We start from the raw sequence: 15,273 nt of genomic DNA, 5'->3' as shown, positions 1-15,273 counted from the left end.
ACTCCTATAAAACATTTAATTGACGCGTGCCGTCGTTATCTAATTTACAAATATGGCAAAAACCTTGCTCGTTGATGTAATTTTCCTCTAGCCACTGCGCGCATTGCTCTGCCGCTTCAAGCGTTTTACATACACTAAATAAGGTCGGCCCTGCGCCTGAAATACTCACCACTTCGCCACCGAGTTCTGGCAAACTAAGTTTGGCTTGGTCAAAACCATTTATTAGTGGCGCACGATGTGGTTCAGCAATATTGTCTTGCATAATACAAAGCGCCTCATCAAAACGTGAAGTCAGTAATAAACTGCTAAAAGCCGATAATCGCTGCGCAAACTCAACCCCCGCATGCATACTTAGCTCTTTTGGTAAAACAGAGCGTGCCTTTGCGGTATTGAGCGAAAAGCCAGGAAATGCGGCAACGTAATACCAGTTTTCATCAACAGGTAACGCTATTGATTTATTTGGAATTAAATCACCGGTTAATTGTAAGCCACCAAGATAACAAGGAGTGATATTGTCATAATGACGTCCACCGCTTACCAAGCCCTCAAAATCGGCCATTAGCTCTATTAACTCAACTTGGCTTAAATTAGTTTGAGCAAACTTATCCAGCGCTGCAAATGCCGCAACAACAGAGCAAGCACTTGAGCCTAACCCAGACCCTATAGGCAGGTTTTTCTTCAACTCTAATTTTACGGCTGGCATATTCGGTGCTACATGTGTACGAAAATGCACTAAACATTGATACGCTAAGTTTTCATTCGCATCGCTTGGGAGTTTATGGGCGTATTCGCCACTACAAATAAACTCATCACGAGGCGCTTCACATATAGTAACCACATCCCCCAGCAAGCTGCCATCAATTGGGGCTAACGCCGCACCGAGGGAGTCAAAACCAACCGTAAAATTACCAATGGAGGCTGGCGCATAAACTTCAATCATAACCGCCCCCTAGCGTGATAGTGTTTTAAGAATATCGGCAAATACACCCGCAGCAGTTACTGCAGAGCCTGCGCCATAACCACGGATAACAAACGGACGTGGTTGGTAGTATTGGCTTAAAATAGCCAGCGCATTTTCACCATCACGAATTACACTTAATGCGTGTGATGAATCCACCGCTTCAATACCTACTTTACAGTGTCCATTTTTAATTGTGCCTACATAGCGAAGTACTTTACCTTCACTCGCTGCACTTTGAATACGGTCGTTAAAGTCAGCATCCAGACTTGGTAGCTTTGTCATAAACTCATCAACATTGTCACCTTGGGCGAAGCCTTGTGGTAATACCGACTCCACTTCTATGTCGCTAAGCTCCAATTTCATACCTGCTTCGCGGGCAATGATAAGTAGTTTACGTGCTACGTCTGTTCCCGATAAGTCATCGCGAGGATCGGGTTCAGTAAAGCCACTTTCTTTGGCTTTAATTGTTGCTTCAGAGAGTGATAAACCATCTTCAAGGGCACCAAACATGTACGAAAGTGAGCCAGATAAAATACCACTAAATTCAAGTAATTCATCGCCAGCACCAAAGAGTGATTGCAAGTTATCAATTACAGGCAAACCCGCACCTACGTTAGTTTCGTATAAAAACTTACGGTTATTTTTATGCGTTGCTGCAATTAAGTCTTGGTAATAAGTATATGAACTAGTCGTCGCTTTTTTGTTAGCGGCCACAACGTGGAAACCCGCATTTAAAAAATCGACGTATTGCGAAGCCAAGGCATCTGATGAAGTACAATCAACTAGCACAGGGTTAACCAAGTGATTTTGCTTAACAAACTGTTCTACTAATTTTAAATCAAATGCTTGCTCTGATTGCGTTAGTTTTTGTTGCCAATCATCAAAAGCAATGCCTTCACCATCAAGGTGTAATTGACGAGAATTAGCCACACCGTATAGGTTTAATTTAATATTACGCTTTTCAAGCCATGCTTGTTGACGTTCAAGCTGGTTTATTAGCTCTTGACCGACTAAGCCACATCCCAATAAAAACACATCGATTGAAGGCACATGAGTGAAAAAGTTTTCATGACAGATTTTAACCGCGTCATTACACAACTCACCGTCAATAACAGCAGAAATAGCGCTTTCAGTTGAGTCTTGAGCTATAGCAACAATGTTAACTTGTGCTTGAGCAAGCGATGCAAAAAACTTAGCCGCTAAGCCTTTATGAGCGCGCATGTTATCGCCCACTAGCGTTACTATTGCTAAATTACGTTGCACATTTACCGGCTCAATTAAGCCTGCTTTTGACTCTAAGTCAAAGGCCACTTGCAACGCACTTAACGCTAGGTTTAAGTCACTTTCATGAACACAAAAACTGATGCTAAATTCACATGATGATTGAGTGATCAGGACGATTGACACGTTATCATGCGCTAATGCATTAAATACTTTCGATGCCATGCCCACTTTGCCCTTCATACCAGGGCCCGAAACGGTCAACATAGCTAAGTTTTGTAGGCTTGAGAGTGCTTTTACTGGCTCATCAGATACCGTATCGTTACTAATTAATGAGCCTTGTGCATCTGGGTTATGAGTGTTTTTAATTTCGCATGGCACTCCAGCTTTTGCACACGGTAGGATAGTTTTAGGGTGCAACACTTTAGCGCCAAAATAAGAAAGCTCCATCGCCTCTTTGTAAGATAGGAAATCAACCTTAGTGGCTTTTTTGATATAACGCGGATCGGCGCTGTATACACCATCAACGTCAGTCCATATTTGGCATACTTGCGCCTCTAAACACGCTGCTGCAATCGCCGCTGAATAATCAGAACCATTTCGACCAAGTGTTGTGAGCTCACCTTTATCATTACTTGCAGTAAATCCAGGCATGATGTAAACCGTTGCTGGCGACTCTTTTAGTACCGCTTGAAAACGGGCTTTACTGGCGACTAAATCGGCTTCAGCGTCTATGTGTCCACCCGTTGAAACAATACAGTCTATTGCTTGTAAATAATGCGCGTTATGATCGGCTAGTAGGCTTTGCATTAGCGATACGCTAACACGTTCACCAAAGCTAATAATAAAAGCCCTGATTTTATCTGGGCAACACTTAATTAATGCAACCCCATCAAGCTTATTTTTCAATTCGTTAAAGTCCGGCCAGTTTTGAACTGTTCCTTGTCTTTCCTCTACAGCCGCTTTTAAAGCATTGCAGCGGGTAACAAGTGCATCCCACAACGGGTTGAAATCCTGCCCCTGCTCTGCGGCACTAGCCAACGCAACAAGCGAATCTGTCATACCGCCGGGCGCTGAAAGCACCAGTAACATTTCATCTTTTAATTGTGCCTTAGCTAGAGCAGCTACTTGCTCTAAGCAGGCAAAGTCAGCGAGCGATGAGCCACCAAATTTTAAAACGCGCATTTTTTATGTTTCCTCATTCCATAAAACGAAAAAAGGCCTGTGTTCTAAGTGAACACAGGCCTTTAAATTTGTTGCACCGACCTATGCCACTATCCAGTAAGAATGGTGGTTGTAATAATAATGGTCGTTACAAGACTAAATGTTTTCATAAGCTTAAGACTGCCTTAACAAAGGCTATTCTGTCAACCCTAAATTAGAAGATAAAACAGTCTTTTTCATCATGAATTTTATTAATAAATGCCAAACTTATGCAAAACGTCGTTAAGTTGTATTTTATTAATCGGTTTATGAATGAAATCAATTGCACCAAGTTGCGCTACCCGCTCTCGCATTTTTTGTTGAATGTCAGCAGAAATTACCAATACATAAGTTTCTATTTTATTTGCTTTAACTTGCTCAAGTACTTCAATACCATCCACTTCAGGCATGGTTAAATCGAGGCATAGAAGATCAAACTGCCCATGATGCAACTGCTCCAAGGCTTCCTTACCATTTTTTGCCTGTTGAATATCGGCATCTATGCACTCATTTAAACAGCGGACCACTTGTTTACGAGCAACGGTTGAGTCATCACAGACTAAAATAGAAAAACGCACCATAATGACTATTTAATTAAACTCATATAAAACACCTAAACCCACGCTAAAATCAATTTGCTTGCTCAGTCAGCAAAAAGTAAAGAGTATAACCAACATAACTAGCGAGCAGGTTATTTACTGTATCTTTTACTAACGTTATCAATAAAATGCATGAATGCACAATACAAATTAGCAAAATAACTCTACCTAATTTACAAACAAGCTGGCTAACACACTACGCTTTATTGTTAAGTTCATGAGGGAATCCTTATTTAAGAGCCTAAAATAACAATATAATAAAATATATGTTTATTTTTAATGATTTATTAACTAATGTTTATAAGCGTACATTAACAGCTGAATAACTAAAGGAAATACAAGTCCCTCATGCCGCAAAAAAGTCTCTCAACAAAGTTACTCACACGAGTTTTATCAGTTTATTTTATACTGACTTTTGTGGTGACCTGCGGACAAATCTTCGCAGAGTATGTTAATACCAAAGATTACATACGCGATGAGCTCGGCACACTGCAAAAAACATTTGGTAGAAGTTTAACCCGAGCAATTTGGGAGCTAAATATAAAGCAAACCACAACAACCGCAGAAGGATTACTTGATATACCTATGGTTGAAGGAGTTATTATCCGTGATGATAACGGCGCTATTATTTCTCAATTAGGCCGTGCACTAAACATTCATAACCTTTATAGCCAGCAACTTGTCCAAGAAGACGTCATGGTAGAGGATACTAAAGCCGGCTTGTTTGGCTATACATTTCCACTTATTTTTGAATTTTCAGGCCGTGCCACTCAGGTAGGCGATGTGACTTTATTTTCTAGCCGCGACGTGATCTTTAGTCGCATCATGCTCTCTATTTACTTTTTAATTGGCAACGCCATGATTAAAACCACCTTTTTAATCATCTTGTTTTTAATCGCATTTAGAAAGCTATTAACTGAGCCGCTCACACAACTCACTGAGCAAATTGAATATCTTGAATTAGAAGAGCTCGATGGCCAGCACGTTAAAATTGTCACTGATGAAAATAACGAACTGAAAGTAATGGAACGCTCTTTTAACAATTTGATCTCTAAAGTTGTTGAGTATAAAAAAGAGTTAAAACAAACCCAGCATGACCTAATCGAAAGTAATCAAAAACTAGATCAACAAAACTTACAGCTTGAACAAGATGTTGCGCGAAAAACATCAAACCTAAGCCAAGCTATGATCGATCTGCAGCAACAAAAATATGAACTCGAACGCCAGAAAGCAGTATTAACAGAAGAAGTTGACCTACGAAAGCAAACAGAGCAAGAGCTGCTAAGTAAACAAACCCAACTACAAAACTCACTCGATGAACTAAGCTTTGCGCAAGAGCAACTTGTTGGCTCAGAAAAAATGGCGGTATTAGGTGGTTTAGTTGCTGGTATCACTCATGAAATTAATACCCCTATTGGTATTGGCGTAACCGCGACCTCATTTTTGCAAGAGCGCTTAACTGAAATAGAAACTGCATTTAAAAATAAATCGCTATCTTCCTCGGCACTGGAAGGCTTTATTAATGATGCAGCACAAAGCGCTCAGCTACTCTCTCACAATTTAGAGCGTGCCTCAGACTTAATCACCAGCTTTAAACAAATTGCTGTTGATCAAGCCAGTGAGGCGCTAAGAACCATTAACTTTAAAGATTACATCAATGAAGTTATACGTTCTTTACATCCGCAAATTAAAAAAACATCCCACAGTATTCGCCTGCACTGCCCGGATGATTTAATTATTAATTTACCTGCTGGGGTGATCAGCCAAATATTTACTAACTTAATTATGAATTCATTAGTGCATGGCTTTGAAAATATAAATAGTGGTCAAATCACCATAGATGTAAATACCGATGAAAACGACTTAGTTATTAATTATCAAGATAATGGTATCGGTTTAAAACCAGCTCAACTTAAGCGTTTATTTGACCCATTCTTCACCACAAAGCGTGATGAAGGTGGCAGTGGCCTAGGTGCTCACATTATTTTTAACCTCGTAAAACAAACACTCAATGGCAAAATTGAAGTCAGTAGCGAACCTAATCAAGGGTTACATTACCGAATTTCGTTCCCTAAAAATATGTCATCCCCCCTGCCACTTTTTAAACTCGATTAGCCGTTTCTAGAAGCGGCTTTTATTGCTATGATTGCACAAATTTTTTAAATGGATCATTTCCCTATGTGGTTTAGTAACCTTATATGCTATCGCTTTAAACAAGACGTTTCGTACACTCAAGAAGACTTTGACAAGGCGTTAGAACAAGATCTATTTCGTCCATGTACTGGCCAAGAGTTGGCAACATTTGGCTGGACAAAAGCATTTGGTAAACATGGTGAAACTTTGTCTCACTTTTCACAAAAAAGCATTTTAGTCTGCGCCAAGCGTGAAGAGAAAGTGTTACCGGCATCTGTAATAAATGAGCTTGTTGCAGAGAAGATTGATCAGATTGAAGCTGAAGAAAATCGACCAGTAAAGAAAAAAGAAAAAGATGAATTAAAAGAAAACATCTTGCACACGCTACTGCCACAAGCATTTAAAAAGTCGAGCCTACAGTTTGCGTTCATAGACCAGGAAAATGGTTGGGTTGTAGTTAATAGCGCAAGCTTTAATAAAGCGGAAGAGCTTCTGGCGTTACTACGTAAATCATTAGGTACGCTACCCGTTGTTCCTGCGTTTGCTAACTATGATTTAGATGTGTTTTTAACTGACTGGCTTACTAATTTTAGTACTCCAGAGGGCTTCGCTATAGGCTCTGATGCTGAGCTTGAAGAAGCGGATGACAGTGGAGCCCAAGTTAAGCTTAAAGGCCATGACTTAGCGTGTGACGAAGTAAAATCACACCTTGAAAGTGGTAAACGCGTGACTAAGCTTGCCTTGGATTGGCAAGAGCGCGTTAAGTTTATGCTACAAAACGATGGTTCAATTAAACGTTTAAGCTATAGCGAAACACTTAAAGAAGAAAATGCCGATATTCCTAAAGAAGATATGGCGGTTAAACTAGACGCTGACTTTATTCTTGCATCTGAGGAAATAAAACAGCTTCTTGAAGAGCTTACTCAAGGCTTAGGTGATGCAGACGATTTAGCGTAAAAGCTTTATTAAACAAATAAAAAGCACGATACTAATCGTGCTTTTTATTGTTCAAAAATTTAGCTAAACATTTCTTTTACGTCTTCAACCATATGCAAGTATTCCTCACTCTCTAACATTTCTAATGAAGGAAAAATGCCTTTATCAATATAGGTTTGTAGCGCCGCAGATTTATCTGATACTTGTAGGGTTCCCTCAAGGATTGCACCAATGCGAATAAAGTCGATATAACTCACTTCAGTAGAGCGATAGTTAACATCAGCCCAGTGCTGTGCAACCTCTACAAACACATCAGGGAATTCCCATGCTTTCATTATTGAGCCACCAATTTTACCGCTTAAACGTTGAATTGCATGCGCTAAAAAACTCGGATTGGCAAATACTTCTGGGTGTCGCTCAGCCTCAGTTAAAATCGGTAACACCCCAATATTATAAACCAATGAAGCTAGTGTAATGGCATCACGGTTAAGCGAAGTGTGAGTATTTCTTTTTAAGTAAAACTCCATCAATGAAATAGAATGCGAGGCCACATGCAGCGTTTTTTGCCACGCCTTGCCCATGTATCCCTTTATTAGCTCATTATTAGATACAAACAGCTGCTCCATTGCCATGGCTGTAGCTATATTTTTTATTTGCCTTAAGCCAATACGTGTCACTGCTTGATGTAAGTTAGACACCTTTACAGCACGACCCATAATGGCACTATTTGCTACTTTAATCATTCGCGCAGACAGTGCTGGGTCATGTGCTATTGCATCTGACATTTGCATCAAATTTACATCTGGATTGTCAGCGGCTTGACGAACCTTAATCGCTACCTCTGGTAACGTAGGTAACACCAGTGTGTCGTTGTTAATTCTGTCAACCAAAATTGTGAGTAAGGCATTTTCTGTAGACATAAAATATCCCTTTGCTTAATGACCTACACTTTACAGCAAGTCTTATATTATTAATTATTTCAAAGCTTAGCAGTACTAAACATATACCCAAAGTAGAAAAAATTGTAGATAATTATTGATTATTTACTAGTGCCTCACTGATTTATGCGCCCTAACGCCTAATACTTGCTATTTGCTAGTGTGTTTTGCTTTAATGCAAACATGCTAAGGCACATTAACACGCTTTCAGTACCTTAACTTACAGTATACAAGTTATAAAATAGACTTTTTAAAGGCAATATAATGATCTTAAATAAAATTAGCCAAGCAATACTGCTCTCTGGCATCGTTTTTCTTAGTGCCTGCTCTGAGCAAGCACCGTCTTCAAGTAATACGCCGCAAAGCTCAGCGCCAACGGCTTCTCAAACGCCTTCAGGGCCAGCGCTTGTTAATATTGACCGTCAACGCTTAGACATATATACAGACTTTAGTTTACAAAGTGACTTATCACACTTGTCTGACAATCAAAAAGCTATGGTAGCTAAACTTATTGATGCTTCAAAAATTATGGATGATTTATTCTGGAAGCAAGCATTTGGTAAAGATAAGCAAGACTTTTTAGCACAACTAGATGATGAAAAAGTACGTCAGTTTGCTGATATTAACTATGGCCCATGGGATCGCTTAAACGGCGATGAAGTATTCTTATCAGGCTATAAAGAAAAGCCGCTTGGTGCAGGCTTTTACCCAGCCGACATCACCAAAGAAGAGCTTAATAACGCTGATGTAAAAGATAAAACAGGGCTTTACTCACTGATTAAACGTGATGAACTAGGCAACTTATACAGCACTCCTTATTCAGAAGAATATGCCGTAGAGCTTGCTCAAGCTGCTGAGTTACTTAGAGAAGCCAGCAAGCTAGCCGACGACAAAGAATTCGCCAACTACCTAAACTTACGAGCTGACGCAATACAAAGCGATGACTTCCAAGCCTCTGACTTCGCTTGGATGGATATGAAAAATAATCCAATTGATGTGGTTATTGGCCCAATTGAAAACTACGAAGACCAATTATTTGGTTACCGTGCTGCCTATGAATCGTATGTACTAATTAAAGATTTAAAATGGAGCGAACGCCTGGCTAAATTTGCTGCCTTTTTACCTGAGCTGCAAAAAGGCTTACCTGTTGATAGCAAGTACAAGCAAGAAGTACCAGGATCAGATGCTGACTTAAATGCCTATGATGTTGTTTATTATGCTGGGCACTCAAATGCTGGCAGTAAAACCATTGCTATTAATTTGCCCAATGATGAACAGGTACAACTAGAAAAAGGCACACGTCGTTTACAGCTTAAAAACGCAATGCGTGCGAAGTTTGATAAAATTTTAGTGCCTATCTCAGAGCAGTTAATTGTGCCAGAGCAACGCAAACACATTACCTTTGATGCATTTTTTGCCAATACCATGTTCCATGAAGTGGCTCACGGTTTAGGGATTAAAAACACCTTAACGGGTAAAGGTACCGTTCGCCAATCACTTCAAGAACACGCTAGTGCTTTAGAAGAAGGTAAAGCCGATATTCTTGGTTTATACATGGTTGAACAGTTACTTAAAAAAGGTGAGATCACTGAAGGGACTTTAGAAGATTACTACACCACCTTTATGGCGGGTATTTTCCGCTCAGTACGTTTCGGTGCCTCAAGTGCACATGGTAAAGCAAACATGATCCGCTTTAACTTTTTTGCTCAAGAAGGTGCTTTTTCCAAAAATGAAGATGGGCTATACAGCATCAACATGAATAAAATGGGTGATGCCATGGCAAAATTATCGCGCCTTATTTTAACTCTACAAGGTGACGGTGATTACGAAAAAGTAGATCAACTCATTGCCACTCATGGCGATATTAAAGCGGAACTTGCTAAAGACTTAGAAAAGTTAAGCAAAGCGAACATCCCTGTAGATGTGACCTTTAAACAAGGTAAAGATGTGCTTGGCCTTGATTAACAAAAGCTAATTAAATAAAAAGCGTTACATTGTAACGCTTTTTTATTACTTATCAGTATGCTTATTTGTCATTCACCACTTTGCGTACAACCGGCTCAAGGCTTGCCATTCCCCACTGCTTACCGATTTCAATCGCAGACTCTATATCTGTACCTTGCTGGTGGGCTGAAATAGCCATTAACGCGCCAACACGGTTGCTACTTGCACAATGAACAACCACCGACTCACCTTTAAGTTGCTCTAAAAGATTGGCTAACTGCTTTGCATTATCAGTGTTTACGTCTTTTGCACCCGCAATCTCAATTGCGTGGTAGCTCATTCCTAAAGAGTTGACTAACGCGCCTTCATCCCAGTCTTGCTCATCTGCTGCACGTAAATTAATAACATGCTTTACCTTGGCTTGCGATAATTGCTTAAACTGCTCTTTAGTCGGTTGCGCTGCTGAAAAAACCACGTTGTTATGCGCTGCAAAGTTTTTAATGTTGGCGTTATTTACCACATCTATAGCGACTGGCTGCTCACTCGCTATTACGGTTGAAACAGCAATAGCTGCCATAAATATACTGGCACAAAGTTGTTTTATTAATTTCATACTATCCCCTCAAAGTAACTCATTCTAATTTTAAAAATACGTTTTTAATTGCTCTATCTGCTCATTAGTATAAGGGATACTCGGAAACTTGCCCCATACAGGCGCAGGCCATGCAATATCTGTTTTGAAGCGCGCTATATGATGAATGTGTAATTGCGGCACCATATTACCAAGCGCGGCCACATTCAACTTATCCGGATTAAACACCTCAATTAATAGATGACTGAGCTTAGCCGACTCTTGTAAATAAGTAATTTGTTGCTGCTCGGTTAAATCTATTATCTCTTTTAAACCCGCTATTCTAGGAACTAATATAAACCATGGATATTGACTGTCATTCAATAACAATACTTTACACAATGGCCAATCAGCCAGCTCAATACAATCTTTTTGTAGCTCTGGGGCTAAGATAAAAGGGGTTTCACTCATGTTGATATCCTTAGTTATTTTACTACACACTTTATAGCATTTAGTTGCAGTTGCACACGCTTGTGCTTTACCATCGGGGATAATTTTATGTAAGTAAAGGCAATCCTGTGTTAAAAAAACTAAAACACCTCTCACTGGCAATCCCCCTGATGGCGGGCGCATTAAGCGTTCAAGCAAAGCCGTTAACGCTTGAGCGTATATTTGATGATCCGAGCTTAGCTGGCAAATCTCCGGTACAACTTAAGTTTTCTCCCGACGGCAGCCGTGTCACCTACTTACAAGGTAAAACAGATGACTATAACCGCTACGATTTATGGGAATATAATTTAAAAGACAATACCAATCGATTGCTCGTTGATTCAGCGCAATTATTTTCAGGCCCAGAAAACCTGTCAGATGAAGAAAAAGCACGCCGTGAACGCCAGCGTATTTTTGGTAAAGGTATTCTTGAATACAAATGGTCAAAAGATGGTAAAGCGTTATTATTTCCTCTTAATGGCGACCTTTATTACTTCGACTTAAAAACAAAAAATAGTAAAAAGCTGACTAACACTGAAGCATTTGAAACCGATGCGCGCTTTTCTCCAAAAGGTAATTTTGTGTCATTTGTTCGTGAGCAAAACCTCTTCGCATTAGAACTGGCATCTGGTAAAGAAATTCAATTAAGTAAAGATGGCGGTGGCGTTATTAAAAACGGTATGGCCGAATTTGTGGCGCAAGAAGAAATGAGCCGCATGACCGGTTATTGGTGGGCAAATGATGAATCTAAAATAGCCTTCACTCGCGTTGATGAAAGCCCTGTTCAAGAAGCAATTCGTAACGAAATTTATGCTGATGAAGTAAAGCTATTTAATCAGCGTTACCCATTTACTGGCACTAACAATGTTGACATTCAACTTGGTGTTGTAAAACTTAATAACCAAGCAGTTGACTGGGTTGACTTAGGTGAAGATAAAGATATTTATATCGCTCGAGCGAAATGGCTGAACGACAGTAACACCCTGTCTTACCAATGGCAAAACCGTTCTCAGCACAATTTAGAATTACGCTTTTACAACAGTAAAACGAAACAGCAAACCGTCGCATTAACTGAAAAAAGCGATACTTGGATAAACCTACATTTTGATCTTGAGTTTTTAAAAGATAAAAAACATTTTGTGTGGGCCTCGGAGCGAGATGGATTTAAGCACCTTTATTTGTATGCTAATAATGGCCAACTTATTCGTCAAATAACTACTGGTGACTGGGTTGTTGATAGCTTAAAAGGCGTAGATGAAAAAAATGGTATAGTTTACTTTGCAGCGCGTAAAGATACTGCGCTTGAAAGCCACTTATACAGTGCTCCTTTATTTAAAAAAGGGGCAATTAAGCGCATTACTGAAAAAGGCCAATACCACAATGTTGTACTGGCTAAAGATAACAAAACCTTCATTGACACTAGCTCATCGGTGAATAAGCCAAATTCAGCAGCGCTGCGCAAAATCAATGGTGAGTTTATTACGTGGCTTGAAGAGAATAAACTTGACGACTCTCACCCACTAACTCCCTTTTTAACCGATTTAGCACAGCCTGAGTACGGTACTATTACCGCTGAAGACGGCCAAGTTATGCATTACCGTTTATTTAAACCTACAAACATGGCTAAGGGTAAAAAGCACCCAGTTATTGTTAACGTGTATGGCGGCCCTCATGCTCAGCGAGTAACTAATAGCTGGCGTAGTAAAAACTTATACTTTCAATATATGGCGCAACAAGGTTATGTTATTTTTCAACTAGATAACCGCGGCTCTTACAATCGTGGTAAAAAGTTTGAAGATGCAATATATAAAAATTTAGGCGTTGTTGAAGTAGCTGATCAGATTAAAGGCGTTGAGTTTTTACGTACACTTGATTACGTAGACCCTGCACGCATTGGTATTTATGGTCACAGTTACGGTGGTTATATGGCGCTAATGACCATGTTTAAAGCAGGCGATTACTTTAGTGCTGGCGTTTCAGGCGCACCTGTAACTGACTGGGCCTTATACGATACTCACTACACCGAGCGTTATTTGGGTCACCCTGATACAAATGCGCAAGGTTATACCGACAGTGCTGTTTTCCCATATGCTGAAGGCCTTAAAGGCCCATTAATGATTTACCATGGTATGGCCGATGACAACGTGTTGTTTACCCATGCAACAAAATTGTTTAAACAGCTGCAAGATAACAATCAGCAGTTTGAAATGATGACTTACCCAGGCTCAAAACATAGTCTTCGCGGTAAACAAGTTCAAACTCATTTACATCAAACTATTACTAACTTCTTTAACCGTAATTTTAATACAAATTAACTACGATTAGGTTAATTATTCGACTAAAGGCTGATACAAGTATCAGCCTTTTTTTATGCAAATAAGATATATTGAAACGTCAACAAACAATAATTAAATCAATTTGAGCATAGGGTAACTAAAAATCTAAGCCTGAGCGCGCAACTTGTATTGTATTTAAATTAACTACTAACAACTAAATATAAAAATTCAATATTATGAAAATAAAGCTCTATTAGCCTATATTTTAACTATGCTTATTAAAGAGAAGTAATGCTCTTATACAGGAACATGTTTATGCTAAATCTCCGTCGTTTTACTATATTTCAACGTCTAGCCATTTTAGTAGGGATTGTAATACTGGGTTTAATTGTATTGAGTATTTCGAGCTTGAGTAATCAATACCAAGCGCTCAAAAACGAGCAATACCTTAAAACTAAAAATGTGGTAGAAACTGCATATAGTACTATTAAGCACTATGCAGCCCTTGAACAAAACCAAACTCTTACTCGCCAACAAGCACAGTCTCAAGCAATCGCCTCAATCCGCTCATTGCGCTACGATGACACTAACTATTTTTGGATCAATAATTACCAGCCGGCGATGGTAATGCACCCAATAAAACCAGCTCTTGAGGGAAAAGATTTAACTAATAATAAAGACCCTGATGGCACCCCGTTATTTGTTGAGATGGTTAGCGTTGTAAAACAATCTGGCGAAGGTTATGTGCCTTATAAATGGCCAAAGCCCGGTAATGACAACCCCGTAGATAAAATTGCGTTTGTTAAAGGTTTTGATCAGTGGCAATGGATAATCGGCTCGGGAGTTTATCTTGATACCATAGACAGTGCCTTTTCGCAGCAGCGCACTATCATCATTATCAACGTTGTTATTATGATTATTGTGGTGGTGTTATTTAGCTACTTTATTGGCCGAAGCATTTTAACGCCGACTCGTTTAGCAGCGCAGATGATGAAAGATATCTCTCAAGGTGAGGGGGATTTAACTCGTACTCTCAACGAAAATGGTAATGATGAAATATCTCAACTTTCGAGATCATTTAATTTATTTGTCTCTAAAATTAGAGAGTCTTTAGTACTAGTTGCCAAAAGCGCAAACGATGTAAACGAGCATGCCCATGCTGTAGATGATTCTAGCAAAACCAGCCAGTCGTTTATTGAGCTTCAAAACGACAGTAGCACCCAAGTAGCCGCTGCAATGGAGGAAATGACTCATCAAATTCATGATGTTAGCCGTAATGCCGAAGCCGCTGAACAAGCCGCAAATGATACTGCCAGTAATGCATCAACGGGCAAAAATGTAGTATCTAAAACGATTACCGCCATTGAAACCCTCTCGAGTAATATAGAAACCGTAAGCAAAGTAACCGCTGATCTTGCTCAAGAGAGTAATAATATTGGTTCGGTGCTTGATGTAATAAGAAGTATTGCAGAGCAAACTAACCTGTTGGCACTCAATGCAGCCATTGAGGCTGCACGGGCAGGTGAACATGGTAGAGGCTTTGCCGTCGTAGCCGATGAAGTAAGAACCTTAGCAAGTCGAACGGGTAAAAGCACTGATGAAATTCAAGCCATGATAGCTAAACTGCAAGAAGGCGCTAAAGCCGCAGTTGAGGCGGTAAAATCTAGCCAAGAAATTTCTATTTCTACGGTTGAACAAGCCTCTTCAGCAAATACATCACTGGATGAAATAGACAGGTTAGTATCGGTGATCACCGATATGAACGGCCAAATTGCAAGAGCAACAGAGCAGCAAACATCGGCCGCAGATGAAGTGAACTTAAGAATTAACGATCTTTCGCAATCAACGGAGCAATCATTAGGTAATACTAAGGATTTAACCCTTGCCAGCGACAAACTCAAACAAAGCAGTGTTGAATTATCTAGCGTGGTATCGCGCTTTAAGCTGAGTTAACTCAATTAAAAAGCCCTGATCTTCAGGGCTTTTTAGACTTATTTATAGA

11 protein-coding genes are annotated in these 15,273 nt (G+C 39.7%); 5 read left to right on the top strand and 6 right to left on the bottom strand.

All coding sequences use genetic code 11. The annotated features are described in order from the left end of the window. Window positions 1-4: 4 nt before the first annotated feature. The 3 genes from thrB to ACNSN3_RS02725 all read right to left on the bottom strand — a co-directional run bounded on the left by thrB (window position 5) and on the right by ACNSN3_RS02725 (window position 3,966). Window positions 5-940, bottom strand: coding sequence for a homoserine kinase (thrB, locus tag ACNSN3_RS02735; RefSeq protein ID WP_418608524.1), 936 nt, complete (start codon window positions 938-940; stop codon window positions 5-7). Between the two features lie 9 nt (window positions 941-949). Then, window positions 950-3,367, bottom strand: coding sequence for a bifunctional aspartate kinase/homoserine dehydrogenase I (gene thrA, locus ACNSN3_RS02730; RefSeq protein WP_418608523.1), 2,418 nt, complete (start codon window positions 3,365-3,367; stop codon window positions 950-952). A gap of 230 nt (window positions 3,368-3,597) precedes the next feature. Then, on the bottom strand, window positions 3,598-3,966 hold the full coding sequence (locus ACNSN3_RS02725) for a response regulator (protein WP_010390921.1): 369 nt from the start codon (window positions 3,964-3,966) through the stop codon (window positions 3,598-3,600). A gap of 366 nt (window positions 3,967-4,332) precedes the next feature. On the opposite strand from ACNSN3_RS02725, the gene ACNSN3_RS02720 reads away from it, so the two are divergent. Then, window positions 4,333-6,099 (top strand): sensor histidine kinase, encoded by a 1,767-nt coding sequence (locus ACNSN3_RS02720; protein ID WP_054202211.1) that lies wholly within the window; start codon window positions 4,333-4,335, stop codon window positions 6,097-6,099. Between the two features lie 63 nt (window positions 6,100-6,162). Then, entirely contained in the window at window positions 6,163-7,074 is a 912-nt protein-coding gene (gene rdgC / locus ACNSN3_RS02715) for a recombination-associated protein RdgC (RefSeq protein ID WP_418608522.1), read from the top strand. A 59-nt stretch (window positions 7,075-7,133) separates the two neighbouring features. Here the strand turns inward: rdgC and ACNSN3_RS02710 are convergent, their stop codons facing one another. Continuing rightward, window positions 7,134-7,973 carry an HDOD domain-containing protein gene (locus tag ACNSN3_RS02710; RefSeq protein WP_010390918.1) on the bottom strand — a complete coding sequence of 280 codons (840 nt, stop codon included), beginning with the start codon at window positions 7,971-7,973 and terminating at the stop codon, window positions 7,134-7,136. Between the two features lie 282 nt (window positions 7,974-8,255). Here ACNSN3_RS02710 and ACNSN3_RS02705 point away from each other — a divergent pair, with 282 nt between their 5' ends. Then, window positions 8,256-9,956, top strand: a complete 1,701-nt coding sequence (locus ACNSN3_RS02705) for a dipeptidyl-peptidase 3 family protein (RefSeq protein ID WP_418608521.1) — start codon at window positions 8,256-8,258, stop codon at window positions 9,954-9,956. 61 nt (window positions 9,957-10,017) lie between these two features. On the opposite strand, the gene ACNSN3_RS02700 is transcribed toward ACNSN3_RS02705, so the two are convergent. Next, entirely contained in the window at window positions 10,018-10,548 is a 531-nt protein-coding gene (locus ACNSN3_RS02700; protein ID WP_418608520.1) for a hypothetical protein, read from the bottom strand. Between the two features lie 30 nt (window positions 10,549-10,578). Continuing rightward, the gene (locus ACNSN3_RS02695; protein ID WP_076919334.1) at window positions 10,579-10,977 is read right to left on the bottom strand and encodes an HIT domain-containing protein; all 399 of its coding nucleotides are present in this window, start codon (window positions 10,975-10,977) and stop codon (window positions 10,579-10,581) included. Between the two features lie 107 nt (window positions 10,978-11,084). Between ACNSN3_RS02695 and ACNSN3_RS02690 the strand changes: the two genes are divergently transcribed. Further along, window positions 11,085-13,310 carry a DPP IV N-terminal domain-containing protein gene (locus ACNSN3_RS02690; protein WP_418608519.1) on the top strand — a complete coding sequence of 742 codons (2,226 nt, stop codon included), beginning with the start codon at window positions 11,085-11,087 and terminating at the stop codon, window positions 13,308-13,310. A 276-nt stretch (window positions 13,311-13,586) separates the two neighbouring features. Continuing rightward, window positions 13,587-15,224 (top strand): methyl-accepting chemotaxis protein, encoded by a 1,638-nt coding sequence (locus tag ACNSN3_RS02685; RefSeq protein ID WP_055012825.1) that lies wholly within the window; start codon window positions 13,587-13,589, stop codon window positions 15,222-15,224. Window positions 15,225-15,273 lie beyond the last annotated feature (49 nt).

Source organism: Pseudoalteromonas sp. US3C1004, from assembly GCF_048401065.1.
Lineage (GTDB): Bacteria > Pseudomonadota > Gammaproteobacteria > Enterobacterales > Alteromonadaceae > Pseudoalteromonas > Pseudoalteromonas undina.
Note: the sequence above shows the minus strand (reverse complement) of the source record. Positions and strands in the feature narration are given on the sequence as shown.